The sequence below is a fragment of the Streptomyces beijiangensis genome (genome assembly GCF_017315755.1).
Classification (GTDB): Bacteria; Actinomycetota; Actinomycetes; order Streptomycetales; family Streptomycetaceae; genus Streptomyces; species Streptomyces beijiangensis.
In genome coordinates this window covers 1-21,664 of the sequence record NZ_JAFLRJ010000018.1, presented here as the reverse complement: position 1 = coordinate 21,664, position 21,664 = coordinate 1, and the positions used below count along the sequence as shown (strand labels likewise).

Below are 21,664 nucleotides of genomic sequence, written 5' to 3'. Positions count from 1 at the left end.
TCCACAGTGCTGAGCGGACGGGTCGGTTCTGGTCAGTTGAGGAAGAGCTCGATGACGGGCACGGGCGTTTCGGGCCGCCGTACCGGCAGTTGGAGCGTGAGGGTGCCGTCGGGCTGGCCCCCCATCCGGGTGTTCTGGGCGGGCTGATCCGGGTCCACCTCGACGCGTACGATCTCCGACGCGTCGTTGAGGAGCTGCGCGTACCGCACCCGCCCGGCGAGTCCGGGCAGGTGCACATGGCGCAGCGGCCAGGTGAAGAGGTGGAGATAGAGCCGGTCGCCGCGCCGGGTGTAGCGGCAGTCGGCCGGCGGCTCGTGTGCGGAGGGGCCGCAGCCGCGTACGGACCGCTCGTGCAGCTCCATCCACCGGCCGATCTCGGCGAGGGTCTCCACGGCGCGCGGGTCGAAGTCACCGCGCCCTGTGGGTCCGACGTTGAGGAGCAGGTTGCCGTCCTTGGACACCCCGTCGACGAGCATCCTGATCAGCAGATCGGCGCTCTTGAAGTCGACGTTGTCACGGTCGTAGCCCCAGCTGCCGTTGAGCGTCTGGCAGGCCTCCCACACCACCGGGCGGCCGTTCTCGGTCATCGGTCCTGACGGCTGGTACTGCTCGGGGGTGATGAAGTCCCCGGGGATTCCGGTCCGGTCGTTGACCAGGATGTCCGGCTGGAGTTCGCGTACGAGTGCGAGCAGGCCGGGGGCATCCCAGTCGTCGGCGCCCTTGCCGGCCCAGTACTCCTCGTGGCCGGCGTAGGAGAAATCGAAGAAGAGGTAGTCGATCGTGCCGTACGAGGTGAGCAACTCCCGTACCTGGCCGTGCAGATAGCTCCGGTACCCGGCCATGTCCCGGTCGGCCGCCGCCTCGACGAATTCCGCGTCGTCGCGCTGCGGGTGCGTCCCGTCGACGGGGAAGCCGGGGTGGTGCCAGTCGATCAGCGAGTAGTAGAAGCCGACCTTGAGACCTTCGGCGCGGCAGGCGTCGACGAACGGGCCGAGCAGATCGCGGCCGTACGGCGTCCTGGTGACCTTGTAGTCGGTGAGGGCGCTGTCCCAGAGGCAGAAGCCGTCGTGGTGCTTGGTGGTGAGGACGACGTACCGCATCCCGGCGGCCTTCGCCGTCCTGGCCCACTCGACGGGGTCGTAGCGGTCGGGGTCGAAGTGGTCGAAGTAGACCTGGTACTGGTCGTCGGTGAGCCTCTCCCGGTTCTTGACCCACTCGTGCCGGGCCGGGAGTGCGTACAGCCCCCAGTGGACGAACAGGCCGAAGCGGTCATGGGTGAACCAGGTGGTGTCGCTGCGCGCACTCAACGTGCCGCTCCTTACATCAGGGGGGAATGGGGGCCGGTCAGCCCTTGAGTGCGCCGGAGGTCAGGCCCTGGACGAACGAGCGCTGGAAGAAGAGGAAGACGACCACCGAGGGCAGCAGGGCCAGGAGCGATGCGGCCATCACGACGCCCGGGGTGACCGAGGGGTCGATCCTCAGGGTCCGCAGGGCGAGCGGGAGGGTGTACGAGGAGGAGTTGGTGGCCACCAGGAGGGGCAGCAGGTACTGGTCCCAGATCATGGTGAAGCCGAAGACCCCGATGACGCCGAGCGCGGGCTTGCACATCGGCAGAATGATCTGGGCGAAGATCCGCAGGTCACCGGCGCCGTCGATACGGGCGGCCTCTTCGAGTTCGCGGGGCACGTCCTTCATGAACTCGGTCATGACCAGGATGGAGAACGCCCAGGCGCCGAGCGGCACGATCATGCCGGCGAGCGTGCCGATGAGGTTGAAGTGCACCACCGGCAGGTCGGCGAGGATCAGGGAGAGCGGGATGGCCAGGATCTCCTCGGGCAGCATCAGCGTCGCGAGGATGGCCACCATCACCACGGTCATCCCGCGGAACTTCTTCCTGGCGAGCGCGTAGCCCGCCAGGACCGAGACCGCGACCTGCAGGAGCAGTCCGAAGCCGACGACGAAGAACGAGTTGAGGAGGTACTTCAGGACGCCCTGGTCGAAGGCGGTCCTGAAGTTGTCCAGGGTGGCGCCTGAGGGGATGAGGCTGAGCTGCGTCGGGTCCTTGACGTGGTTGAACGCGCCGACCAGCAGGGCGAGCAGCGGGCCCGCGAAGACGACCAGGACGAGGGCGTACGTGACCGCCTTCGCGACCCTGCCGCCGATGCTCCTGCTCTCGGTGAGCCCCAGCGCGGTCTCGGTCGGCGCGCTCATTCGTTACCCCTCCGTCGGAACAGGTGGACGCAGACGGTCAGGACGAGCGTCGCGAGGAACAGCAGGACCGCGCCGGCCGCGCCGACGCCCAGCCGGTTCTGTTCGAGTCCCAGCTTGTAGATGAGCGTCATCACGACCTCGGTGGAGCCGTCGGGGCCTCCGTTGGTGAGGAGGAAGACCTCGGTGAAGACGCGCAGGCCGCGGATGGCGGCGAGGATGAACAGGATCGAGAAGACCGAGCGCAGGCCGGGGATCGTGACGTAACGCACCCGCTGGAGCCGGGAGGCGCCGTCGACCTTGGCGGCCTCGTACAGACCGCGGTCGACGCTTCCCAGACCCGCGAGGAAGATCATCATGTCGTAGGGCGCGCCCCGCCAGATGCCGGTGACCATGATGGAGGCCATCGAGGTGTGCGGGTCGTTGATGAACCCCGATGGGCCCGAACCCACCAGCCCGAGCAGGGAGTTGATCATGCCGTCCCCGGTGGGGTGGTACATGATCCGCCAGAGTTCGGCGACGACCGCGATCGGTACGACGACGGGGAGGAAGGCCGCGGAGCGGATGACGCCGAGCCGCCTGCTCTGCCCCTCCATCAGCAGGGCGAGTGCCAGACCGAGCACGAGGCAGCCCGTGGTCTGTCCGACGGCGAGCACGATGGTGTGCCAGGCGGCCTCGCGGAAACCGTCCGAGGTGAGGACCGTCGCGTAGTTGTCGGTGCCGACCCACTTGTTGCCGAGGTAGGGCTGCACGTCCTGGAACGACATGGTGATCGCGTTGGCCATGGGGATGAACTTGAAGTACAGGAAGAGGATCAGCGCCGGGGCCAGGAACAGCCAGGGCGTCCACCATCGTCCTGCCCTGCGGCTGTGCCGCGTCCGGCTCTTCGCCGGCCGGCCGGCGGGGGGCCGGACGCTCGGGGCGGCGGAGCCGTTCGCGGACGGCCGCACCTGGTCGACGCTCATGACGCGGCGATCCCCTGCTCCTCGAGAACTGCCTTGAGCTTGGCGTCCAGTTCCTTCAGCTTGGCGCCGGTGTCGAGGCCGCAGTCGGCCACCAGGGCGTTGATGGTCTCGGCCGTCGTCTGGCGCACGGGCGTCCAGTTCGGGATCGACGGGGCGTAGCGGCCCGAGGCGCTGTAGATGTCGGAGTACGTCTTCCAGCGCGGGTCGGGGCGCACCGTCGAGATGTCGACCGTCTTGTTGACCGGCAACTGCACGATGTAGCCCTCGGTCCCCTGCATGCCGAGCTTCTGGCCCTCTGCGGAGACCGCGTAGTCGGCGAAGGCGTCCTGCCCTGCCTGGTTGTCCGAGCCGGCCATCAGATAGACCGAGCCGCCCTCGGCGAGCACCGTGGCGTCCTTGGGCCCCTTGGGCATGGGGACGACCTCGTACTTGTCCTTGCCGAGGGACTTGTCGAAGCGCGGGATGAGGTACGGACCGACCACGTACATGCCGGTCTTGCCCGCCTCGAACGTCTCGTTGGTCGGCGGGGTGTCCATGGTGACGGAGCCGGGCTGGATCGCCTTGTCCTTGCAGCCGAGGTCACGGAACCACTGGACGGCCTTGACGGATTCCGGGGTCGTCATGGACGGCTTGTACTTGCCCTGGCCCGACTCGGTGATGAAGTCGCCGCCCGCCGCCCAGAGGAAGTTGGAGAAGTACCACGAGGCGTATCCGCGCTTGGTCGACAGCGGGGCGGCGAGGCCGTAAGTGTCCTGCTTGCCGTTGCCGTCGGGGTCCTTGGCGGTGAACGCCTTGGCCATGGCGGCGAACTCGTCCCAGGTCTGCGGGGCCTTCAGGCCGAGCTTCTCGCGCCAGTCCTTGCGGATCATCAGCGCGCTGGCCTGGGCGGAGTAGGGCAGACCGAACTGCTTGCCGTCGACGCTCTTGCCGGAGGCGAGACCCTGGGCCGTGATGTCCTTGCTGCTCTTGATCTTGTCGAGGTCTATCTCGCGGAGCAGGCCCTGGCTGTGCATCGTCCCGATCTGCGTCACGTCGTTGAGGACGATGTCGGGGAGGTTCTTCTGGGCCGCTCGCTGCTGCAGCTTGGTCTCGAAGTCGTCGAAGATCGCGGTGACTTTGACCTTCTTGCCGGTGGCCTTCTCGAAGCCCCCCGCCAGCTTGATCGTCGCCGCCTCGCCGGGCCCGCCCGGCGTGGTTCTGATCCAGAGCTCCAGCGGCGCGTCGGGGTTCTGCTTGGCCTGCGTGCCTGCGGGACTCGACGAGCACCCGGTCAGGAGCACGGCGGACGTGAGGATCCCGGCGCCGGTCAACCATGGCTTGTTCATAACGACTCCTGATCGGATGTGTGAACTGCGTTCGCACTTGTGGAAAGCGCTTGCCGGGGACGGTAACGTCTGCGTTAAACGGGGGTCAATAGTCCGATGACTTTGTTAAATCTGTGGACTAAGTCCGGGAAGTTACTTTCATCGCCCGCTCGCCCTACAGCACACGTCCGACGTATCGTCCCGGCCATGCAAGACGGCAACGGACCGTCAACAAGCCTGGGAGCAGCCGGAATGACCGATCCGACGCCACCGACCGCACTGCTCGTGATGGAGGAGAACCGCAGGAGCGACGTCTATCCCCCGGCGCTCCTGGAGGAGATCGGGCGCATCGCCCGCTGGCAGGGGCCGCCGCTCACCCGTGCCCAACTGGCTTCGGATCCGGGTGTGTTGGCGGGGGTGGACGTCCTGCTCACCGGGTGGGGAGCTCCGGTGCTCGACGCAGGGCTGCTCGGGCACGCCCCCGAGCTGCGCGCGGTGCTGGTGGCCGCCGGATCCGTACGCCCGCTGACCACACCGGAGTTCTGGGCGCGGAGGATCCCCATCGTCTCCGCCGCCGCTGCCAACGCCGTACCGGTCGCGGAGTACACCCTGGCCCAGATCCTGCTCGGTCTCAAGCAGGTCCACCGGATCAGCCGCGAGGCGCGGGAGAACCGCGGCTTCCCCGCCGACCCGCAGGTCCCCGGAGGTTACGGCTCCCGGGTCGGCCTGTTCGGCCTGGGCCGCATCGGCCGTCTGGTGGCCGCGCATCTGCGCCACTTCGACGTCGATGTCCTGGCTTCGGACCCCATGACGGACGCCGCCACCGCGCACGAGCTCGGCCTGCGCCTCGTCGGTACGGACGAGCTGTTCGCGACCTGCGACGTCGTCAGCCTGCACGCGCCCCTGCTGCCGGAGACCGAAGGGCTGGTCGGCGAGCGGCTGCTGTCGCGGCTCGGGGAGGGGGCGACGCTGATCAACACCGCGCGCGGCGGCCTGGTGGACGAGGAGGAGGCCGTGGGCGTACTGCGCCGCCGTCCCGACCTCACCGCCGTACTCGATGTGACGCATCCCGAGCCCCCGGACCCGGACTCGCCCTGGTTCACGCTGCCCAACGTCGTCCTGACGCCCCATCTGGCCGGAGCCATGGGGCGGGAGCGGGCGCGCATGGGCGAGCTGGTCCTGGCAGAGCTCCGCCGCCTGGTCCACGGCGAACCGCTGCAGCACGCCGTCGACCCCGATCTGGCGGGGAGTCTCGCCTAGGAGCCGGTGTCCTAGCGGTCGTTCTGGGCCAGGCGCAGCAGATGGTCGGCCAGCGCCTGGCCGCCGGCCGGGTCGCGGCTGATCAGCATCAGGGTGTCGTCGCCCGCGATGGTGCCGAGGATGTCGTGCAGTTCGGCCTGGTCGATGGCCGAGGCGAGGAACTGGGCCGCGCCCGGCGGCGTCCGCAGGACGACCAGGTTGGCCGAGGCCTCGGCGGAGATCAGGAGTTCCGAGGAGAGGCGGCGCATCCGGTCCTCCTTGGCCGACCCGCCGAGCGGCGCCTTGGGCTCGCGGTAACCGCCCTCGCTGGGCACCGCGTAGATCAGCTCGCCGCCGGTGTTGCGGATCTTCACCGCGCCCAGCTCGTCGAGGTCGCGGGAGAGCGTCGCCTGGGTGACGTTCAGCCCGTCGTCCGCGAGGAGCTTGGCCAGCTGGCTCTGGGAGCGCACCGGCTGCCGGTTGAGGATGTCCACGATCCGGCGGTGGCGGGCCGTGCGGGTCTGCGGCACGGACGGTCCTCCGTGCTCGGTCTCCTGCGCCTCGGTCATCGTCGTCGCCTCATTCTCCGGATCGCTCTTCCCCGTTGGCCGTGTCGAGAACGCCGGGCAGCGCCCGCAGGAACGCGTCCACCTCGTCGTCGCCGATGATCAGCGGCGGCATCAGCCGTACGACATCGGGGGCGGGCGCGTTCACCAGGAAGCCTGCGTCCTGAGCCGCCTGCTGCACCTGGGGTGCGAGAGGCTCGGTGAGCACGATACCCAGGAGCAGGCCCGAGCCACGGACATGGGCGACCAGCGGGTGGCCCGGCGTCTCGATTCCGTCGCGGAGCTTCTCGCTGATCCGCTTCACATGATCGAGGATTCCGTCGTTGGTGATCGTGTCCACGACCGCGAGGCCTGCGGCGCAGGCGACCGGGTTCCCGCCGAAGGTCGTCCCGTGCTGGCCGGGGTGGAGCAGTTCGGCCGTCTCGCCGAAGGCGACGGTCGCGCCGAGGGGCAGCCCGCCGCCGAGGCCCTTGGCGAGCGTGACGACATCGGGGTCGACGCCCTCGTGCGCCTGGTACTCGAACCAGGTGCCGGTCCTGCCGATGCCCGTCTGCACCTCGTCGAGCACCAGGAGGGTGCCGGTGGCGCGGGTGATCTCGCGGGCCGCCCGCAGATAGCCCTTGGGCGGTACGACCACGCCCTTCTCGCCCTGGATCGGCTCGATGATCACAAAGGCGGTGTTCTCGGTGACGGCCGCGCGCAGCGCCTCCACGTCCCCGTACGGCACATGCGTCACATCGCCCGGGAGTGGCTTGAATCCGGTCTGCTTGCCGGGCTGGCCGGTCAGCGCCAGGGCGCCCATCGTACGGCCGTGGAAAGCGCCCTCGGTGGCGACCATGTGCGTCCGGCCCGTGAGCCGGCCGATCTTGAACACGGCCTCGTTGGCCTCGGCCCCGGAGTTGCAGAAGTAGACCCTGCCCGGACGGCCGAAGAGCTGCAGGAGCCGCTCGGCGAGCACCACGGGAGGCTCGGCGATGAAGAGGTTGGAGATGTGGCCGAGTTCGGCGATCTGCCGCGAGACCGCGGCGACGACCGCCGGGTGGGCGTGGCCGAGTGCGTTGACCGCAATGCCGCCGACGAAGTCGGTGTACTGCTTTCCGTCGGCGTCCCAGACCCTGGCGCCCTCGCCGCGTACGAGGGAGAGCTTCGGGGTGCCGTAGTTGTCCATCAGCGCGCCCTGCCAGCGCTGCGACAGCTCCTGGTTGCTCATGAGTCCCCCTCCGGACCGGGTACTGCGTCGGGCACGACCATCGTGCCGATTCCTTCGTCGGTGAAGATCTCCAGCAGGATCGAGTGCTGGACCCGCCCGTCGATCACCCGGGCGGTGGTGACGCCGTTGCGTACCGCGTGGAGACAGCCCTCCATCTTGGGGACCATCCCGCTGGCCAGCTCGGGCAGGAGCTTCTCCAGCTCGGTGGCGGTGAGGCGGCTGATCACGTCGTCGCTGTTGGGCCAGTCCTCGTAGAGGCCCTCGACGTCCGTGAGGACCATCAGGGTCTCGGCGCCCAGCGCAGCAGCGAGTGCCGCAGCCGCCGTATCAGCATTGACGTTGTAGACATGGTGGTCGTCCTGGGATCGGGCGATCGAGGAGACGACCGGGATACGGCCGTCGGCGAGCAGCGCCTCGATGGCGCCGGTGTTGATCTCGGTGATCTCGCCGACCCGGCCGATGTCGACCGGTGCGCCGTCGATCTGCGGGAAGTGCTGGGTGGCGGTGATGGTGTGCGCGTCCTCGCCGGTCATACCGACGGCGAGCGGGCCGTGCTGGTTGAGCAGGCCGACCAGTTCGCGCTGGACCTGGCCCGCGAGGACCATCCGTACGACGTCCATCGCCTCGGGGGTGGTGACGCGCAGGCCCGCCTTGAACTCGCTGACGATGCCCTGCAGATCGAGCTGTGCGCTGATCTGCGGGCCGCCGCCGTGCACGACGACGGGCTTGAGGCCCGCGTGGTGCAGGAAGACGACGTCCTGGGCGAAGGCGGCCTTGAGCTCCTCGTCGATCATGGCGTTCCCGCCGAACTTGATCACGACGGTCTTGCCCTGGTGACGGGTCAGCCAGGGCAGTGCCTCGATGAGGATCTGCGCCTTGGGCAGCGCGGTGTGCTTGCGCGCGCTCATGAGCTGTACGCGCTGTTCTCGTGGACGTACTCCGCGGTCAGGTCGTTGGCCCAGATGACCGCCGATTCGCTGCCTGCGGCCAGGTCCGCGGTGATCTTCACCTCGCGGTAGCGCATGTCGACCAGGTCGCGGTCGTCGCCGACCGAGCCGTTCTTGCAGACCCAGACGCCGTTGATGGCGACGTTCAGCTCGTCGGGCTCGAAGGCGGCGCCCGTGGTGCCGATCGCGGAGAGCACCCGGCCCCAGTTGGGGTCCTCGCCGTGGATGGCGCACTTGAGGAGGTTGTTACGGGCGATGGAGCGGCCCACCTCGACGGCGTCGTCCTCAGTCGCGGCGTTGATCACCTCGATACGGATGTCCTTGCTGGCCCCCTCCGCGTCGCCGATCAGCTGGCGGGCGAGGTCGTCGCAGACGGTACGTACCGCTTCGGCGAACTCCGCGTAGGCGGGGGCGACTTCGGACGCTCCGGAGGCGAGCAGCAGGACCGTGTCGTTGGTCGACATGCAGCCGTCGGAGTCGACCCGGTCGAAGGTCTGCCGGGTGGCGTCGCGCAGCGCCTTGTCGAGCGTCGCGCTGTCCAGGTCGGCGTCGGTGGTGAGGACGACGAGCATGGTGGCGAGGCCCGGGGCGAGCATGCCCGCACCCTTGGCCATGCCGCCGACGGTCCAGCCGTCGCCGGTGACGACCGACGTCTTGTGGACGGTGTCGGTCGTCTTGATGGCGATGGCGGCCTTCTCGCCGCCGTGCGCGGAGAGTGCGGCTGCGGCCTTCTCGATACCGGGGAGCAGCTTGTCCATCGGGAGGAGCACGCCGATCAGACCGGTCGACGCGACGGCGACCTCGCCCGCGTTCTGTCCGAGGACTTCCGCGACCTTCTCGGCGGTGGCGTGCGTGTCCTGGAAGCCCTTGGGGCCCGTACAGGCGTTGGCTCCACCGGAGTTGAGGACGACCGCAGTGACCTCGCCGCCCTTGAGGACCTGCTCCGACCAGAGGACGGGGGCGGCCTTCACGCGGTTGGAGGTGAAGACGCCCGCAGCGGCGCGGCGCGGCCCGTTGTTGACCACGAGGGCCAGGTCGGGGGTGCCGCTCTCCTTGATTCCGGCGGTGATGCCCGCCGCCGTGAATCCCTGTGCTGCCGTGACGCTCACGGTGCTACTCCGATCGTGGAAAGTCCGGTGTCCTCGGGAAGACCGAGGGCGATGTTCATGCTCTGGATCGCGCCGCCCGCGGTGCCCTTGGCGAGGTTGTCGATGGCGCTGATCGCGATGATGCGGCCGGCGGCCTCGTCGTACGCGACCTGGATGTGGACGGCGTTGGAGCCGTACACGGAGGCGGTGGCGGGCCACTGCCCCTCGGGGAGAAGGTGCACGAACGGCTCGTCGGCGAGGGCCTTTTCGTACGTCGCACGCAACGTCTCCGCGGTGACCCGGGCCCCGGGCTTCGCCTTCGCCGAGCAGGTGGCGAGGATGCCTCGGGACATCGGGGCGAGCGTCGGGGTGAAGGAGACGCCGACGCGCTCGCCCGCCGCGGCGGAGAGGTTCTGGATCATCTCGGGGGTGTGGCGGTGGCCGCCACCGACGCCGTACGGGGACATGGAGCCCATGACCTCGGAGCCGAGCAGATGCGGCTTGGCGGCCTTGCCCGCGCCGGAGCTGCCGGAGGCCGCGACGATCACCGCTTCGGGCTCGGCGATTCCGGCCTCGTACGCCGGGAAGAGCGCGAGGGAGACGGCGGTCGGGTAGCAGCCGGGGACGGCGATACGCTTCGTGCCGGCCAGCGCGGCACGCGCGCCGGGGAGTTCGGGGAGGCCGTAGGGCCAGGTGCCGGCGTGCGGGGAGCCGTAGAACGTCTCCCAGTCGGCCGCGTCCTTCAGCCGGAAGTCGGCGCCCATGTCGACGACGAGCACATCGTCGCCGAGCTGTTCGGCGACGGCGGCGGACTGGCCGTGCGGCAGCGCGAGGAAGACGACGTCGTGACCGGCGAGCACCTCGGCGGTGGTCGGCTCCAGCGTCCGGCCTGCCAGCGGGAGCAGATGCGGCTGCAGTGCGCCGAGCAGCTGGCCCGCGTTGGAGTTTCCGGTGAGGGCGCCGATCTCGATGCCGGGGTGCGCGAGAAGCAGACGCAGGACTTCCCCGCCCGCGTACCCGCTCGCCCCTGCCACTGCTGCTCGTACCGCCATCGGACCCTCCTCGTTGATGGCATGACTATACGTAACAATGCAGTGTTATGCAAAGAGTAGCGATCATAACCCCACTGGGGGTAGCTTGGGGTTATTCCATCACGCGAGAGTGAGGCGGAGCTCATGCCGAAGATCAACGTCTATCTGCCGGACGAGCTGGCGGAAGCGGTCAAGGAGACCGGCGTCCCGGTGTCCGCGGTCTGCCAGCGGGCCCTGGAGCAGGCGGTACGGAGAGTGATCGCCATCCGGGAGACCGTCGCGGCCCCCACCGGCGCGGAGCCCGCGGGAGCACTCACGAACTTCACCCAGCGGGCCCAGCAGGTCCTGAAGCTGGCATCGGAGCAGGCGCGGGCCACCGGTGCGCCCCGCATGGGGACCGGGCACCTGCTGGGCGCGATCCTGGAGGAGGGCGGCAATCTGGCCGTACGGGTCCTGCAGGCGATGGAGATCGAACCGCAGCAGATCACCCGCGATCTGGCGAAACAACAGGCGGCGGCAGAGGCGGCGGCAGAGGTTGCCGGGCCCGCGGACCCGGCCCGGTTCGACGGTCCTGCGGCCGAGGCGCTGGAGCTGGCGGTCACCGAGGCGACATCGTTCGGCCACCACTACGTGGGCTGCGAGCACCTCCTGCTCGGCATCGTCACGGAACCCGACGGCACCGGCGGCCAGGTGCTGCGCGCCCTCGGCGCCGAGCCGCGGGCGGTCCGCCGCGCGGTGAGTGCGGCCCTGGCCGGATACCTCCACCTCCGTACCCAGGCGACGGCACCGGCCGCACAGAGTGCGGAGCCGGTCGCCGAGGCCGTACGCCGGGAGCTCCAGCCGCTGCTGCGGCGGATCGAGCGGATCGAGGAGCAACTGGGCGCGGACCCCGACCGGGGCTAGGGCACCAGTTCGGTCATCACGGCGCGCGGCAGCGAAGTATTGGCCGCCGCGGCCTCCACCACCTGCCAGTCGGCGTCGGCGAGCAGCTCCACGACGACCGGCGGCGGGAGGGCCGGATGACCGGCGGCGATCGGTCTCGCCCGCCGGTCCGCCAGGCAGGCCAGCAGGGCCGGTGCCGTCGCGTTGCGGTGACGGGCGATCTCTCGGAAGGCCTTGCGTACCGGCGGCTCCTGCCGGCTCAGCTCCACCAGGAGGTCCGCGGTGGCGTCCGGATTGGCCGCCACCCCGGCGGCGACCCGGGAACCGTGCCGGGCGAGCAGGGCGCGGAGCCGGTCCTCCGGGAGGCCAGGGTGCGGCGCGACGGACTTGACCACCTTCGCGTCGGGGTCGTCGGCCAGCGCGTCGCGGATCGCGGCCGGCAGATCACGGCGCTGGGCCAGGAGCATCCGTACCGCCGGACAGGGCGACTTGGCCAGTTCCTCGATCTCGGCGGGAGAGGCAGCGGCGATCCGGGGAACGGGAGTCGCGCCGATCTTGGTGGAGCCTGCCAGGGCGGCGAGCACGTCGAGCGGCACCTGCGGGTGGTGCGCCAGCCTGCGCTGTACGTCGTGACCGCGGTCGGCGGCCAGTGTGCGGATCAGCGCCTCGCCGATCGCGGGATTCTCGGCGAGGTCGGCCCGTACCCCGGGAAGGGGATCGACGGCGAGCCGTTCCGCCACCTCGGGCGGCAGGTCAGGGCGGGCGGCCAGTTGGCAGCGCAGCAGCATCGAGGGGTGATCGGCGAAGGCGACGACAGCCTCTGTGGGCGTGGCCTCGTTCCCCAGCACCTGCCACTGCATGTTGTGCACGGTGGACTCGTGCGATCCGTCGCAGGAGGCGCCGGGCAGCAGGTCGCAGTCGGGCCGAGGGCACTGCGGATCGTGTACGTACGGGATCTCTTCGCGGTCGCAGACCAGGCAACTTCGTGCCGGGGGCAGTCCTTCGCCGGTGATCAGCATCGCCAGTACGGCCGGGGACGTCGCCCCGTTGGCCGCGACCGCCCGGCGGACCTCGGCATGCGGATGCGAAGCAAGCCGGGCCGCCACCTCCGATGTGCCCCACAGGGCGAGCTCCGCGACGACTCCTACGTCCGGGTCCACGGCGAGCGTCTCCACCACCTCGGGCGGCAGGCCCGGGCAGGCGGCCAGCTTCTCCCGGCGCCCGACGGCCGGGTCCACCGCGAAGAGGCGCGCCCACTCCGGGCGTCCCGCGCCCCGGTCGAGCAGGGCGAGCGCGGCATCCGGCTGCGTCACCGGATCGATGTCGGCGGCGGTGAGCCGGCCCTCGTGAACGAGCCTCACCGCGGAATCCTCGACGCGCGCGGCCAGCGCTCTCGCCTGCGCACCGCTGAGGTCGGTCCGTTGCGCGAGATGGTCGGCGATCTCGGAGTCCGCGACGGCGATGAGCCGGTCGACCAGCTCGGGCGGCAGGGCTTCATTGGCGGCGAGCCCGCACAGGACATGATTCACGGGGCCATCCTGCCCCGGCCGTGCCGACAGGTCAGACCCCGGCCTCCAGACGCAGGCTCCAGCGGCCCGCCCGGCCGCTGACCGTGACCGTCGACAGCGGCCGGACGTCCACGTTCCAGTACGCGGAGGGCGGCGCTTTCAGTGCGTACACCAACGCGGCCCGTACGACGGCCGGTTCGGCCACCGCGACGATGCTGTCCCCGGCGTCGGCGGGGCGGGTGTCGAGCCAGCGGCCTATCCGGGAGATGAAGGCGAGCAGCGATTCGCCGCCGTGCGGGGCCGAGCGCGGGTCGGCGAGCCAGGCGTCCACGGCGCCGGGTTCGCGGGCCGTCACCTCGGCCAGGGTGTGGCCGCGCCAGCGGCCCATGTCGCAGTCGCTGAGTCCGGGCTGGGCGAGCGGGGCGTAGCCGAGCGCCTCGCCGGTGGCGCGGGAGCGGGCGGTGGGTGAGCAGTAGCGCAGTTCGGCCGCGCCGAGCGGGACAAGGGTGTGGGCGACGAGCTGGATCTCGTGCCAGCCGGTCTGGTCGAGGGGCCGGTCGTCGTCGAACCGCTCGGCGAGGCGGGAGGAACTGCGCGCGGCGGCGACCAGCGTGACCCGTATGTCCATGGCGGTGATCGTCCGACCGAAAGCCCTGCTGGTCAAGGGGTACGAGTAGGGTCGTCCGGGTCGTACACGCAGTTCCTGAGCAACCGTCCTAGGAGATCCGCCCCCATGCATCCCGTGCCCGACGCCCTGGCCTATCTGGCGGGGACCTGGCGGGTCGAGCGCACCGTCCGCGATCTGGCGAACGGCGCCGAGGGGCACTTCACGGGGCGTACTGAGTTCGGGCCGCTCGACGGCGGCGGGCTGCTGCACCACGAGTCCGGCACCTTCACCTGGCAGGGCGTCGCGCGGCCCGCGGAGCGGACGCTGCGGTTCCTGCCCGGTGACACGGCGGGGACGATGGACGTCCACTTCTCCGACGGGCGGTTCTTCCACGATCTGGATCTGCGGACGGGGCGCCACACCGCCGACCATCCGTGCTCGGCGGACCTCTACCGGGGCGAGTTCGAGGTCTACGGACCCGACAGCTGGCGGATGGTCTGGCAGGTGGGCGGCCCCGCCAAGGAGCTGCTGCTCGTCACGGAACTCGAGCGGTCCCTCCCCTAGTCACTCAGCACGTGGTCACTGGATTCCGAGGGCCATCCACTTGTCCGGGTTCTCCAGCGTCGTGAAGCCGATCTTCTCGTACACGCCGTGCGCGTCCGCGGTCGCCAGCAGGATGCGGCGCAGCCCGCTGGGCTCCAGGTGGTCGCGGACGGCGGCGACCAGGGCGGTGCCGAGGCCGGTGCCGCGGGCCGGACGGTCGACGTACACATCGCAGAGCCAGGCGAAGGTGGCGTGGTCGGTGACCACCCGGGCGTAGGCGATCTGCTCACCCGAAGTGGCGTCGTACGCACCGAAGTTGAGCGACCCTGCGATGGCCGAGTCCTGCTTCTCGCGGCTGCGGCCGAGCGCCCAGTACGCGTCGGTCGAGAGCCAGTGGTGGATGCGGGCCGCGTCCAGGCGGCCCGGGTCGGCGGATATCTCGTACGCGCCGAAGGTCGTTTCGCTCATGTACGGAGGCTAACGGAGGCTATCCGAGCACCTCGTCGCAGGCGGTACGGAGCCTGCGCACCCCCTCGATGATCTCGGCGGGGCCCGATACGCCCGCGAAGCTCACCCGCAGATGCGGTGCGGGTGGCTCGGCGGAGAAGTACGGGCGGCCGGGTGTGACCGAGACGCCCGCACGAAGGGCGGCAGAGGTGAGGGCGGCCTCGTCGGTGCCGTCGGGGAGGCGGAGCCAGAGGTGGTAGCCGCCGGAGGGGATGTGCGGCAGGGCGAGTTCGGGGAGGTTCAGGCTCAGGGAGGTGGTCAGGGTGTCGCGGCGCTTCCTCAACTCGACCGACACCCGGCGCAGATGGCGGTTCCAGGCGGGTGAGCCGACGAGTTCGAGGGTGGCCTCCTGGAGCGGGCGCGGCACGAAGAAGCTGTCCACGATCTGGATGGCGCGCATCCGCTCGAGTACGGGTCCACGGGCGGCCAGGATGCCGATCCGCAGGCTCGGCGAGGTCGCCTTGGTGAGCGAGCAGACGTGGATCACAGTGCCGTCGCGGTCGTCGGTGGCGAGCGGGCGCGGCAGCGGACCCGCGTCCTCGTGGACCAGCCGGCGTACGAAATCGTCCTCGATGACGAAGGCCCCGGCCTCGCGGGCGATGCGCAGGACTTCGGGGCGGCGCTCGTCGGAGAGCACGGCGCCGGTCGGGTTCTGGAAGAGCGGCTGGCAGACGAACGCGCGGGCGCCGGTGGCCTTGAAAGCGGCGGCGAGGAGTTCGGGGCGTACACCGTCGCGGTCCACCGGGACGGGCACCGGGTGAAGCCCGGCAGCGCGGGCGATGGCCAGCATGCCCGGGTAGGTGGGCGATTCGACGAGGACAGAGGCGCCGGGCGGGGCGACGGCGCGCAGCGCGGTGGTGAGTGCGCTCTGGCCGCCCGAGGTGACCAGCACCTCCGCCGCGGTGATCATGCCGCCGATCCCGCGCGCGAACCATTCGCGGAGCTCGGGGAGTCCGTCCGTCGGCGGCCGTCCCCAGGCGCCGGGACGGCGTCCGGCGCGCGCGAGGGCAGCGGCCATCGCTTGTTCGGGCTGGAGCGAGCTGTGCAGATAGCCGCTGTTGAACTCGATGACGCCCGGTGCGGGGGTGGCGAGCGAGACCAGTACACCCGAGGCGTCGACCGTTCGCGGGGTGGCGCCAGTGGCGCCCTCCACACCGAGTGCGACCTCCTGCCAGGAGGTGTCGCCGGACTCGGCGGGCCGGGCGCGGGGCTCGGCACGGTAGGCGCCGGCGCCGGGGCGGGTGACGACCAGCCCCTCGGCGGCCAGCTGGGCGAGGGCGCGCGAGACGGTCACCGGGCTGACCCGGTAGTGCTCCACCATGACGCGGCTCGACGGCAGTTTTCCATCCACTGGATAGCGGTTCAGCTCGTCCCGCAGGGATTTCACCAGATCAGCCACACTGCTACGCTCATGCATGACAGCAGAGAATAGCGCTACTCACTCCGGCTCGATAGCGGTCAGCTCGGGAACCCTCCTGGCCGCCCTGGCTGTCGTCACCTTCTCCCTCACCTTCCCCGCGACGGCCTGGGGCCTGGAAGGCTTCGGCCCCTGGTCGCTGGTGACCGTACGGTGCGTGCTCGCCGCGCTGGTCGCGGGCGCCGCACTGATCGCCTGCCGGGCCCCCTTCCCCCCTCGCCGCCACTGGGCGGGGCTCGCGGTGGTGGCACTGGGCGTGGTCGCCGGTTTCCCGTTGCTCACCACGCTCGCGCTGCAGACGTCGACCACCTCCCATGCCGCCGTGGTGGTGGGCCTGCTCCCGCTGACCACGGCCGTCTTCGCCGCCGTACGGACCGGGGCGCGGCCCTCGCGGACCTTCTGGGCGGCCGCCCTGACCGGGGCCGCCGTGGTGATCGCGTTCACCGTGCAGCAGTCCGGTGGCGCGCTGTCCGCCGGGGACGGCTTCCTCTTCGCCGCACTCCTGGTGTGCGCGGCCGGTTACACCGAAGGCGGGCGGCTGGCACGGGAGATGCCCGGCTGGCAGGTGATCGGCTGGACCCTGGTGCTGTGCCTGCCGGTCGCCGTTCCGGCAGCGGCTTTCGCCCTGTCCGTCGAACCGGTGCATCTCACGGTCCACAGCGTCGCGGGCCTGCTCTGGGTAGCGGTGGGGGCCCAGTTCCTCGGACTGGTCATCTGGTACCGGGCCATGGCGGACATCGGCGTCGCCAAGGCCAGTCAACTCCAGCTCGCCCAGCCCCTGCTGACGCTCGTCTGGTCGGTGGCACTGCTCAGGGAGCACCTCTCCCCCGCCGCGCCGGTGGCGGCGGGGGCCGTTCTGGTGTGCATCGCCGTGACGCAGCGGGCTTCAACTCCCGCTGCCAGTCGTAGAATTGATCCCATGCAAGCAAGCGTGGGGGACCATCTGCTGGTGCATGGCAGGACCGTCGGACAGCAGGACAGGATCGCGGAGATCGTCGAAGTGCTGGGGACCGGCGGGCTGCCTCCGTACCGTGTGCGCTTCGAGGACGGCCACGAGGCCCTGATGTCACCGGGCCCCGACTCCGTGGTGCAGCACCGCGAGACCAGTTAGGCGTAGTGGTCGGCCACCACCCTGGCCATCGCGCCGGTCGCGTCCGTGGCGACCTCCTTGCCGGAGAAGAAGACATGGCCGCGCACCTGGCGGCAGCCGTGGGCGAAGGTGAGGTGGCGCGACAGCTCGGCCGGGTCCTGCCACGGCGCGGGCTGGGCCGGGTCGCCCGCCTTGTACAGGGCCTCGCCGATGTACAGGTCGACGCCCGTGCCCCGTACGACACCGTCCCACCAGGGCACCAGCGCCGCGTAGTCCGCCGCAGCGAAGCCGATGTTCCAGTACACCTGCGGGCAGATGTAGTCGATCCAGCCTTCCCTGACCCATTTACGGGTGTCCGCGTGCAGATCGTCGTAGGTCTGCACGCCGGCGGTCGTGGCCGACCCGGCGGGGTCGGTCGCCTGGTTGCGCCACACGCCGAAGGGGCTTATCCCGAAGCGCACCCGCGGCTTGATCTTCTTGATGCGGGCGGCCGTCTCGTGCACCAGCCGGTCCGTGTTGTCCCGCCGCCAGGCCGCCTTGTCGGCGAAGCCCGCGCCGTAGCGCCGGTACGCGTCGTCGTCGGCGAAGGTCTGCCCGGCCACGGGATACGGGTAGAAGTAGTCGTCCCAGTGGACGGCGTCGATGTCGTAGCGGCGTACGGCATCGAGCATCGCGTCCTGCACGAAGCGCCGGACCTCGGGCAGACCGGGGTTGTAGTAGAGCTTCCCGCCGTACGGAAGGACCCAGTCCGGGTGGACGCGCGCCGGGTGCCCGGGCGCCAGCCGTGAGGGGTCGGTGTGGTTGGCGACGCGGTACGGATTGAACCAGGCGTGCAGCTCGAGCCCGCGCCGGTGGGCCTCCTTCACCGCGGTGCCCAGCGGGTCCCAGCCCGGGTCCTGGCCCTGCACCCCGGTGAGGTACTGGGCCCAGGGCTCGTACGGCGAGGGCCAGAGGGCGTCGGCGGTCGGCCTGACCTGGAGGATCACGGCGGTCAGCTTCCGCTTCACCGCCGTGTCGAGGTACGCGATGAGCTCCTCGCGCTGCTGCGCCGCTGTGAGTCCCGCCACTGAGGGCCAGTCCCGGTTGGCGACGGTCGCGATCCACATCCCGCGCATCTCGCGGTGCGAAGGAAGCGGTCGGGCGACGGCCTCACCCGGCAGCACCAGGGCCGACACCACCGCGGCCGCCCCCGCCACCAGTCCTCTTCGGCTGACAGACCTCATGCGTCGCCCCCTGCTCAGTAAGCGATTGTTAACCCGACACGCCATTCACCCGCAGGTCAGGAGTAACGTCAAGGGCCGGGACGGGCGCCGGAATCATACGGGGGACTCGTCCGGACAGATCTGCGGAAGGCTGGATGTGACGGACTCGCTGACGGACATCACTCGTGTCGGAGTGGTGGGCTGTGGCCAGATGGGCGCGGGCATCGCGGAGGTGTGCGCGCGCAGCGGCCTCGAAGTGATGGTCGCCGAGACCACCGGCGAGGCCCTGGAGATCGGCCGTACCCGGCTGCACAACTCCCTCTCGAAGGCCGCCGAGCGCGGCAAGATCACCGAGGAGGAGCGCGACGCCACGCTCGCCCGCCTCAGCTTCACCACCGACCTCGGGGAGTTCGCCGACCGCGATCTCGTCATCGAGGCCGTCGTGGAGAACGAGCAGGTCAAGAATGAGATCTTCCAGGTCCTCGACCAGGTGGTGACCCGCCCGGACGCGATCCTCGCCTCCAACACCTCGTCCATCCCGCTGGTGAAGCTGGCGGTCGCGACCTCCCGTCCCGACCAGGTCATGGGCATCCACTTCTTCAACCCGGCTCCGGTCCAGCAGCTCGTCGAGCTGATCCCGGCGCTGACCACGTCCGACGAGACGGTGAAGCGCTCCGAGGCGCTGGTGCAGAACGTCCTGGGCAAGCACGCGATCCGCGCGCAGGACCGCTCGGGCTTCGTGGTCAACGCGCTGCTCATTCCGTATCTGCTTTCCGCGATCCGGATGTTCGAGTCGGGAATCGCCAGCCGCGAGGACATCGACAACGGCATGGAGATGGGCTGCGCCCACCCGATGGGCCCGCTGAAGCTCGCGGACCTGATCGGCCTGGACACGGTGGCCTCGGTCGCTGACTCGATGTACGCCGAATTCAAGGAGCCGCTGTACGCCGCTCCCCCGCTGCTGCAGCGGATGGTGGACGCGGGTCGTCTCGGCCGCAAGACGGGCTCTGGCTTCTACCCGTACTCCTGATTCGCACGGAGTGTGCGGGGCGTGCTCGCATATGCCCCGCGCACTGCCTGTCGCCTTGTGCACAAGGCGAGTTGACTCGGTTCCGGCCCTCCTCAGAGAGAAAGGGAGCGGAACCGTGTCCTCCGACCCCGACCTTCCCGTGGTCGTCGAAGAATTCGCCGAGCTGCACCGCAGCCTCGACGTCGGTCTCGCCAAGATCGACGGCCGGCTCGCCCTGCTCAGTCAGCGCGACGGTCAGATCGACAAGGACCTGACCGATCTGACCGTACGCATCAGCACCCTGGAGCACACCCGCTGGCCACTGCCCACGGTAGCCGTCCTGGCCGCCGTCGGCGCACTGGCGGTGGCGGTCTGGCAGGCCCTCGGGCACTAGGGCGTGTTGTGAAAGTCCCGTCTGCCACGCGACGCCATGCACGCACTCTCGCCGCACCGGCCGAGAGCCCAAGCAGTCCACTACGAGGGCTTCCGGCCGGCACGCAGAGAGCGCTCGGCATCCGGAGAATGAAGGAATGAGCCGAGACGGAGCGAGCGAAGCGAGTGCGGTGCACCTGACGCCGCGCGGCCCGCCCTTCGGGCGGACGACGCTGCTTTCACAACACGCCCCAGCCGACAGGCTCAGCGCTCAGCCGAGCCGCAGATGGTGCAGCATCAGCAGTCCGGCAGCCATGTTGGAGGCCGGTACCTCACCGCGGGCGATCATGTCCGGGACCAGCTTCAGCGGGACCCATTCGCGGCGCGAGGACTCGAAGTCGTCCTCGGGATGACCGATGTACGTCCCCTGGTCCGACCAGTAGAGATGGTGCCGGGCGTCGGTCAGTCCGTTGGACGGCTCGACGGTCAGCAGGTGCTGGAGGGGGCCCGGCCGCCAGCCGGTCTCCTCCTCCATCTCGCGGGCCGCGGCCACCGCGACGTCCTCACCGTCCTCGACGACGCCGGCCGCGAGTTCCCAGCCCCAGCTGTCGGTGATGAAGCGATGGCGCCAGAGCAGCAGCACCTCGTTGGCCTCGTTGACGACGGTCGCCACGGCCACCGGCCGCAGCCGTATGACGAAGTGGTCGAGGTGGCGGCCGTCGGGGAGTTCGACGTCCGCCAGGTTGACCCGGAACCAGCGGTTCTTGTACACAGTCTGTTCGCTTAAGTTCGTCCACTGCACGTTTCTGCCACCTTCCGACAAGTAGATGGCAACATCGCAGCAGGAGCACGGTCACAGGGGAACGCGCAAAGCCCTGTCGATGAGTGCAGCGGCCTCATCGGCCTGTGCGAATCCGCTCGCGGCCAGATGATTCCGGACCACACGCAGCCGGTCCCTGAGCCGCTGCGACTCCATCCCCCGGGCCGCCTCGGCCATTTCGACAGCGGTGGCCACGGCCCTGTCAGCCTCCCCCTGGCGCAGTTCGATCTGGGCGAGCATCGCCAGCCGGTGGACCCGACCCCGGTCGTGTGCGGGAGCGCCGGCCGCCGCGGCGGCCTGTTCCCGCGCAGCCGGCAGGTCACCGAGTCTGAGCAGCGCCTCCGCCACCTGCACATTGACCAGACCCGGCTGGACGTAGCCGGTCTCATCCGGTTCCGCACTGGTGCTGATGCGCTCGGCGGCCGCCTCCGCACGCCTGATGCACGCCAGGGCGTTGCTGCTGTCGCCGAGATAGGCGTAGGCCTTCGCCTGCATCGCGTGGAGATCGGTCGCCAGCGCCGGCGTCAGCTCCTTGCCCGCAGCTCGCAGCGCCGCCTCGGCAAAGGCCACGGCCTGGCGGTATTCCTTCATGAACAGCGTCTGGTTGACCAGCAGGGCCACGACATACGCACCGAGCCCGCGGTCCCCGCTGGCCTTGGCCAGGCGCAGCGCCTGATGGAAGTAGCGCTGGGCGAGGCCCTGGGCGTTGGAGTCGTACGCACAGATCCCCGCGATGGCCACCAACCCGCCCGTGGCGCGGTGCAGTTGGCGCCCTGTCGCGTCGGTGTAGCTGCCGCGCAGCAGCGGCGCGGTCTCGTTGTTGAGGAAGCCGACGATACGGGCGCGCGTCGCGATGCCGCCCGCCTTGCGGTACATCTGCTCGTAGTGGGCGCGGGCCGCGCGGAGTGTCTCGGTGTCGGCGAGGCTCACCCGCGTCTGGCCGCTGCGGGAGACGTCCACGTCCTCCGGCGGGTTCTCCCACTCCCACACCGGCAGTACGGCGGGCGTACCCGTGACCGCTGGCGCACCCAGTATGTGCGGACGCTGCTGCTCGTCGGAGCGCCACAGCGCGGCGGCCCGCTCCACGAACCCCGAGAGCGGCGTGCCGTGTTGGGGCGCGGGGATCCCCGGCACGCCGAGACCGATGTC

Annotated in this window: 22 protein-coding genes; 6 read left to right on the top strand and 16 right to left on the bottom strand. The window is 70.1% G+C overall.

Annotated elements, in window-relative coordinates; all coding sequences use genetic code 11:
- Positions 1 to 32: 32 nt before the first annotated feature.
- The 4 genes from J0695_RS02520 to J0695_RS02505 are packed head-to-tail and all read right to left on the bottom strand — an operon-like array spanning position 33 to position 4,498.
- Entirely contained in the window at positions 33 to 1,307 is a 1,275-nt protein-coding gene (locus J0695_RS02520; protein ID WP_206959708.1) for an alpha-L-fucosidase, read from the bottom strand.
- Positions 1,308 to 1,344: 37 nt separating this feature from the next.
- Positions 1,345 to 2,211: a carbohydrate ABC transporter permease gene (locus J0695_RS02515; RefSeq protein ID WP_206959707.1), complete on the bottom strand. Its 867-nt coding sequence runs from the start codon at positions 2,209 to 2,211 to the stop codon at positions 1,345 to 1,347.
- Positions 2,208 to 3,173, bottom strand: a complete 966-nt coding sequence (locus J0695_RS02510; protein ID WP_206959705.1) for a carbohydrate ABC transporter permease — start codon at positions 3,171 to 3,173, stop codon at positions 2,208 to 2,210. The genes J0695_RS02515 and J0695_RS02510 overlap by 4 nt, the downstream gene beginning before the upstream one ends.
- Positions 3,170 to 4,498 carry an ABC transporter substrate-binding protein gene (locus tag J0695_RS02505; RefSeq protein WP_206959702.1) on the bottom strand — a complete coding sequence of 443 codons (1,329 nt, stop codon included), beginning with the start codon at positions 4,496 to 4,498 and terminating at the stop codon, positions 3,170 to 3,172. The genes J0695_RS02510 and J0695_RS02505 overlap by 4 nt, the downstream gene beginning before the upstream one ends.
- A 231-nt stretch (positions 4,499 to 4,729) precedes the next feature.
- On the opposite strand from J0695_RS02505, the gene J0695_RS02500 reads away from it, so the two are divergent.
- Positions 4,730 to 5,737, top strand: coding sequence for a hydroxyacid dehydrogenase (locus J0695_RS02500; protein ID WP_206959701.1), 1,008 nt, complete (start codon positions 4,730 to 4,732; stop codon positions 5,735 to 5,737).
- 11 nt (positions 5,738 to 5,748) lie between these two features.
- Here the strand turns inward: J0695_RS02500 and J0695_RS02495 are convergent, their stop codons facing one another.
- From J0695_RS02495 to argC, 5 genes are read right to left on the bottom strand one after another with little or no spacing between them, the layout of a single operon-like run.
- Positions 5,749 to 6,285, bottom strand: a complete 537-nt coding sequence (locus J0695_RS02495; RefSeq protein WP_206959699.1) for an arginine repressor — start codon at positions 6,283 to 6,285, stop codon at positions 5,749 to 5,751.
- Positions 6,286 to 6,295: 10 nt separating this feature from the next.
- Positions 6,296 to 7,492, bottom strand: a complete 1,197-nt coding sequence (locus J0695_RS02490) for an acetylornithine transaminase (RefSeq protein ID WP_206959698.1) — start codon at positions 7,490 to 7,492, stop codon at positions 6,296 to 6,298.
- Positions 7,489 to 8,400: an acetylglutamate kinase gene (gene argB, locus J0695_RS02485; protein WP_206959697.1), complete on the bottom strand. Its 912-nt coding sequence runs from the start codon at positions 8,398 to 8,400 to the stop codon at positions 7,489 to 7,491. The genes J0695_RS02490 and argB overlap by 4 nt, the downstream gene beginning before the upstream one ends.
- Positions 8,397 to 9,548 carry a bifunctional glutamate N-acetyltransferase/amino-acid acetyltransferase ArgJ gene (argJ, locus tag J0695_RS02480; protein WP_206959696.1) on the bottom strand — a complete coding sequence of 384 codons (1,152 nt, stop codon included), beginning with the start codon at positions 9,546 to 9,548 and terminating at the stop codon, positions 8,397 to 8,399. Before argJ ends, argB begins: the two co-directional genes overlap by 4 nt.
- Entirely contained in the window at positions 9,545 to 10,579 is a 1,035-nt protein-coding gene (gene argC / locus J0695_RS02475; RefSeq protein ID WP_206959695.1) for an N-acetyl-gamma-glutamyl-phosphate reductase, read from the bottom strand. Before argC ends, argJ begins: the two co-directional genes overlap by 4 nt.
- 123 nt (positions 10,580 to 10,702) lie before the next feature.
- Between argC and J0695_RS02470 the strand changes: the two genes are divergently transcribed.
- Complete coding sequence (locus J0695_RS02470; RefSeq protein ID WP_206959694.1) at positions 10,703 to 11,461, top strand: Clp protease N-terminal domain-containing protein; 759 nt, start codon at positions 10,703 to 10,705, stop codon at positions 11,459 to 11,461.
- Here J0695_RS02470 and J0695_RS02465 read toward each other — a convergent pair.
- Both J0695_RS02465 and J0695_RS02460 read right to left on the bottom strand, forming a co-directional pair.
- Positions 11,458 to 12,969, bottom strand: a complete 1,512-nt coding sequence (locus tag J0695_RS02465; RefSeq protein WP_206959692.1) for a hypothetical protein — start codon at positions 12,967 to 12,969, stop codon at positions 11,458 to 11,460. The two genes, J0695_RS02470 and J0695_RS02465, sit on opposite strands and share 4 nt — an antisense overlap.
- Before the next feature lie 31 nt (positions 12,970 to 13,000).
- Positions 13,001 to 13,576 (bottom strand): histidine phosphatase family protein, encoded by a 576-nt coding sequence (locus tag J0695_RS02460; RefSeq protein WP_206959691.1) that lies wholly within the window; start codon positions 13,574 to 13,576, stop codon positions 13,001 to 13,003.
- 105 nt (positions 13,577 to 13,681) lie between these two features.
- Between J0695_RS02460 and J0695_RS02455 the strand changes: the two genes are divergently transcribed.
- Positions 13,682 to 14,119, top strand: coding sequence for a DUF6314 family protein (locus J0695_RS02455; RefSeq protein ID WP_206959690.1), 438 nt, complete (start codon positions 13,682 to 13,684; stop codon positions 14,117 to 14,119).
- Between the two features lie 15 nt (positions 14,120 to 14,134).
- On the opposite strand, the gene J0695_RS02450 is transcribed toward J0695_RS02455, so the two are convergent.
- Positions 14,135 to 14,566: a GNAT family N-acetyltransferase gene (locus J0695_RS02450; protein WP_206959689.1), complete on the bottom strand. Its 432-nt coding sequence runs from the start codon at positions 14,564 to 14,566 to the stop codon at positions 14,135 to 14,137.
- Positions 14,567 to 14,585: 19 nt separating this feature from the next.
- On the bottom strand, positions 14,586 to 16,022 hold the full coding sequence (locus J0695_RS02445; RefSeq protein ID WP_206959688.1) for an aminotransferase-like domain-containing protein: 1,437 nt from the start codon (positions 16,020 to 16,022) through the stop codon (positions 14,586 to 14,588).
- Between J0695_RS02445 and J0695_RS02440 the strand changes: the two genes are divergently transcribed.
- The gene (locus tag J0695_RS02440) at positions 16,021 to 17,133 is read left to right on the top strand and encodes an EamA family transporter (protein WP_206959687.1); all 1,113 of its coding nucleotides are present in this window, start codon (positions 16,021 to 16,023) and stop codon (positions 17,131 to 17,133) included. The two genes, J0695_RS02445 and J0695_RS02440, sit on opposite strands and share 2 nt — an antisense overlap.
- Here J0695_RS02440 and J0695_RS02435 read toward each other — a convergent pair.
- A complete protein-coding gene (locus J0695_RS02435; protein WP_206959685.1) occupies positions 17,130 to 18,335 on the bottom strand; it encodes a glycoside hydrolase family 10-like protein in 1,206 nt (401 codons plus the stop codon). The genes J0695_RS02440 and J0695_RS02435 overlap by 4 nt on opposite strands.
- 148 nt (positions 18,336 to 18,483) lie before the next feature.
- On the opposite strand from J0695_RS02435, the gene J0695_RS02430 reads away from it, so the two are divergent.
- Both J0695_RS02430 and J0695_RS02425 read left to right on the top strand, forming a co-directional pair.
- The gene (locus tag J0695_RS02430; RefSeq protein ID WP_206959759.1) at positions 18,484 to 19,344 is read left to right on the top strand and encodes a 3-hydroxybutyryl-CoA dehydrogenase; all 861 of its coding nucleotides are present in this window, start codon (positions 18,484 to 18,486) and stop codon (positions 19,342 to 19,344) included.
- Positions 19,345 to 19,459: 115 nt separating this feature from the next.
- A complete protein-coding gene (locus tag J0695_RS02425) occupies positions 19,460 to 19,717 on the top strand; it encodes a hypothetical protein (protein ID WP_206959678.1) in 258 nt (85 codons plus the stop codon).
- A 249-nt stretch (positions 19,718 to 19,966) separates the two neighbouring features.
- Here J0695_RS02425 and J0695_RS02420 read toward each other — a convergent pair whose 3' ends face one another.
- Positions 19,967 to 20,497 (bottom strand): NUDIX hydrolase, encoded by a 531-nt coding sequence (locus J0695_RS02420; RefSeq protein WP_206959676.1) that lies wholly within the window; start codon positions 20,495 to 20,497, stop codon positions 19,967 to 19,969.
- Between the two features lie 51 nt (positions 20,498 to 20,548).
- The coding region (locus J0695_RS02415) for an NsdA family TPR-like regulatory protein (protein ID WP_206959670.1) at positions 20,549 to 21,664 on the bottom strand (1,116 nt) is incomplete at its 5' end.

What these genes read in the sequence shown, in the direction of transcription:
- J0695_RS02515 (WP_206959707.1), bottom strand. Translation starts at nt 2,211, where the DNA reads ATGAGCGCGCCGACCGAGACCGCGCTGGGGCTCACCGAGAGCAGGAGC.
- J0695_RS02510 (WP_206959705.1), bottom strand. Translation starts at nt 3,173, where the DNA reads ATGAGCGTCGACCAGGTGCGGCCGTCCGCGAACGGCTCCGCCGCCCCG.
- J0695_RS02505 (WP_206959702.1), bottom strand. Translation starts at nt 4,498, where the DNA reads ATGAACAAGCCATGGTTGACCGGCGCCGGGATCCTCACGTCCGCCGTG.
- J0695_RS02500 (WP_206959701.1), top strand. Translation starts at nt 4,730, where the DNA reads ATGACCGATCCGACGCCACCGACCGCACTGCTCGTGATGGAGGAGAAC.
- J0695_RS02495 (WP_206959699.1), bottom strand. Translation starts at nt 6,285, where the DNA reads ATGACCGAGGCGCAGGAGACCGAGCACGGAGGACCGTCCGTGCCGCAG.
- J0695_RS02490 (WP_206959698.1), bottom strand. Translation starts at nt 7,492, where the DNA reads ATGAGCAACCAGGAGCTGTCGCAGCGCTGGCAGGGCGCGCTGATGGAC.
- argB (WP_206959697.1), bottom strand. Translation starts at nt 8,400, where the DNA reads ATGAGCGCGCGCAAGCACACCGCGCTGCCCAAGGCGCAGATCCTCATC.
- argC (WP_206959695.1), bottom strand. Translation starts at nt 10,579, where the DNA reads ATGGCGGTACGAGCAGCAGTGGCAGGGGCGAGCGGGTACGCGGGCGGG.
- J0695_RS02470 (WP_206959694.1), top strand. Translation starts at nt 10,703, where the DNA reads ATGCCGAAGATCAACGTCTATCTGCCGGACGAGCTGGCGGAAGCGGTC.
- J0695_RS02460 (WP_206959691.1), bottom strand. Translation starts at nt 13,576, where the DNA reads ATGGACATACGGGTCACGCTGGTCGCCGCCGCGCGCAGTTCCTCCCGC.
- J0695_RS02455 (WP_206959690.1), top strand. Translation starts at nt 13,682, where the DNA reads ATGCATCCCGTGCCCGACGCCCTGGCCTATCTGGCGGGGACCTGGCGG.
- J0695_RS02450 (WP_206959689.1), bottom strand. Translation starts at nt 14,566, where the DNA reads ATGAGCGAAACGACCTTCGGCGCGTACGAGATATCCGCCGACCCGGGC.
- J0695_RS02440 (WP_206959687.1), top strand. Translation starts at nt 16,021, where the DNA reads ATGACAGCAGAGAATAGCGCTACTCACTCCGGCTCGATAGCGGTCAGC.
- J0695_RS02445 (WP_206959688.1), bottom strand. Translation starts at nt 16,022, where the DNA reads ATGCATGAGCGTAGCAGTGTGGCTGATCTGGTGAAATCCCTGCGGGAC.
- J0695_RS02435 (WP_206959685.1), bottom strand. Translation starts at nt 18,335, where the DNA reads ATGAGGTCTGTCAGCCGAAGAGGACTGGTGGCGGGGGCGGCCGCGGTG.